Source organism: uncultured Algibacter sp. (assembly GCF_947487575.1).
Lineage (GTDB): Bacteria > Bacteroidota > Bacteroidia > Flavobacteriales > Flavobacteriaceae > Algibacter_B.
On record NZ_CANKXG010000021.1, the window covers coordinates 1 to 2,775 of the forward strand.

Genomic DNA, 2,775 nt, shown 5'->3' on the forward strand with positions numbered 1-2,775 from the left:
GCTTTACGTACCCAGTGTTTTCCGATGTTTTCATTACACTAATGTTTTAGTGTATCGCTATTTCAGGACGGGACAATAAGATTAAAAAAAAAGCCAGCTATTTTTAGCTAGTTTTCTTTATTTAAAATATTTACTAGCACTTTGCGTTCAAATAATTACTTTTGCCACATAAAAAATAATTGACAATCATAGTGGCTTAAATATTCCCAATTTACCAGTAGCTTTTATATGAACATAATTCTTGAAATTAAAAATAGAAATAAAAGGAAACAGATTTTTAAAGTCTTTTTAACTTGTTTCATTGTTCTTGTTGTCAATATGGTTTCTGCTCAAATACGACCAGATAGAAGAGTAGTAGTTGATGATGGAAACTTAATTGGAGTTAAAGATTCATTATCAACGAAATCGACTAGTATTAAAAATCTTAAAAACCCCGATGCCAAAATTAAAGACTATCTAATTATATCTCATAAAAGGGATACAACGTATTTGGATACTACCTTAACAATTCAGAAAGAATATAAGTTCAATTATTTACGTAAAGATAATTTTGGATTAATTCCATTTTCAAATCTTGGGCAAACTTACAACAGCTTAACTCGCAATTTTGCGAATACAACTTCAATGCCTTTATTTGGTGCTCGTGCCAGACATTTTAATTACATGGAAATTGAAGATATTAACTACTACCATGTGCCTACGCCATTAACCGAATTATTTTTCAGGTCTGCTTTTGAGCAAGGGCAATTAGTTGATTCTTTTTTTACTGTAAATACATCACCTCAATTTAATTTTTCAATAGCCTATAAAGGGCTTCGTTCATTAGGGAAGTATCAAAACATTTTAACGAGTACCGGTAATTTTAGGTTTACATCAAATTATATATCAAAAAACAAGCGCTATAATGCAAGAGGTCATTTTGTGACGCAAGACTTGTTAAATCAAGAAAATGGAGGATTACAAGATGTTAGTGTGGCTAATTTTGAGTCTGGAGACCCAGATTTTTTAGACAGGTCTATCTTAGAGGTTAATTTTGAAAATGCTGAAAGTGTAATGATTGGTAGGCGATTCCACTTAGATCATGGCTATAATGTTTTTAATAAAGTAGTAGAGAAACGTTTGCCTAGAACATTAAACGATTCCACATCAAAGAGTAGATTAGATGTAAGGCATGTTATGACATTCGAAAGTAAATACTATCAATATACCCAAGCTAGTGCAAGTACAGATTTTTTTGGAGATGCTTTTAAAACTAGAGATCTTGACGATAAAGTAACTTTAGGAAATTTTTATAATGAGTTGCAAGTTGATTATTATAACAACGTTTTAGGTAGTTTTCAGATAAACATAAACAACACTAATTATAATTATGGTTACAATAAATTGGTGATTTTAGATGGGAACACCATAGTTAATAGATTAAAAGGGAGTGTTTTTGGAGTAGGAGGTAAGTATAGTAAACGCTATAAAGGCTTTCGTTTAAATGGTGAATTAGGAGCAAATATATCTGGTGATTTTGATGGAAACTACCTTAATGCAACTGCTATTTTCAATGTGAAAAATGATATTGCAGCTTCAGCATCCATTAATCATAGTTCAAAAGTACCAAATTACAATACTCTATTGTATCAAAGCGATTATATAAATTACAACTGGAAAAACAGTTTTAATAACATAGAAACGCAACAAATTAGTTTTAATATAAAATACAAAAAACTCGCAAATATAACTGTCGATTATTCTACTATAAAGAATTACGTGTATTTCAAAAAAAACGAAATTACACAGCAAATTGCGCCATTTCAAAATAATAGTACCATATCTTATTTAAGGGGTAAGTTAGAAAACGAAATTACATTTGGGAAATTTGGATTAAACAACACCATAATGTATCAAGATGTAAAAGACGAAAATAACACATTAAACGTGCCAGCTCTAAATACCAGAAACACTATATATTTTTCAAGTCATTTATTTAAGAAAGCCCTCTTTTTACAAACTGGTATTACTTTAAATTACTTCAATAAATATTATATGGACGCGTATAGTCCATTGCTGGCCGAATTCTATGTGCAAAACGAAACAGAATATGGGGGCTTTTCACGTTTAGACTTTTTTATAAACGCAAAAATCCGTCAAACAAGAATCTATTTGAAGGCAGAACATTTCAATGCTGGATTTACAGGTTACAAGTATTATTCGGCCCCTAACAACCCATATCGCGATTTTTCAGTGCGTTTCGGTATTGTTTGGAATTTCTTTTTATAAAATTTATTTTTTGGGCTTTTCTCTGTTGGGTGGGTCTAACCGTTCTAAGTCCTTGCGTCTCCATTGTTGGGCTGTGGGCTATCCATTACTATTACTATCGCTAACCTTTAGATTAGCATCAGAGTTAGTTTTATATCAATTTTTATTATCTTCAAAGTCAAGTTCTAGGTTGGATAAAGTGATTGTGCATAATGCATTAGAATAACTATTAATATAAATAGCGTCTCAAGGCAATAAGAATAAGAAGAAAAAAGAATCATATATATGTATAAATGCCATTCATATAAATAACGATTTCAACCTTAATGTAAAGAATCATCACTATATAATTTAGAGAAGTATCCGTAGCTACACTTTGTAACTTAGCGTCTTTGCGTGTAAAAAAAAGAAACAATTCTCTATATCGCCCTAAAAAAATCAGATTGTTGATAAAAACATGTATTATAAATCGCAGATAATAAGGCATTTAAAAAGGGTGTAAAAAAAGAATAAAAAAAAGCTTAAAAA

Annotated in this window: 1 protein-coding gene; it reads left to right on the forward strand. The window is 30.3% G+C overall.

The window, feature by feature from the left end; genetic code table 11:
* Positions 1 to 228 precede the first annotated feature (228 nt).
* Positions 229 to 2,268 carry a putative porin gene (locus Q0870_RS15320; RefSeq protein ID WP_298556763.1) on the forward strand — a complete coding sequence of 680 codons (2,040 nt, stop codon included), beginning with the start codon at positions 229 to 231 and terminating at the stop codon, positions 2,266 to 2,268.
* The last annotated feature ends 507 nt before the right edge of the window (positions 2,269 to 2,775 follow it).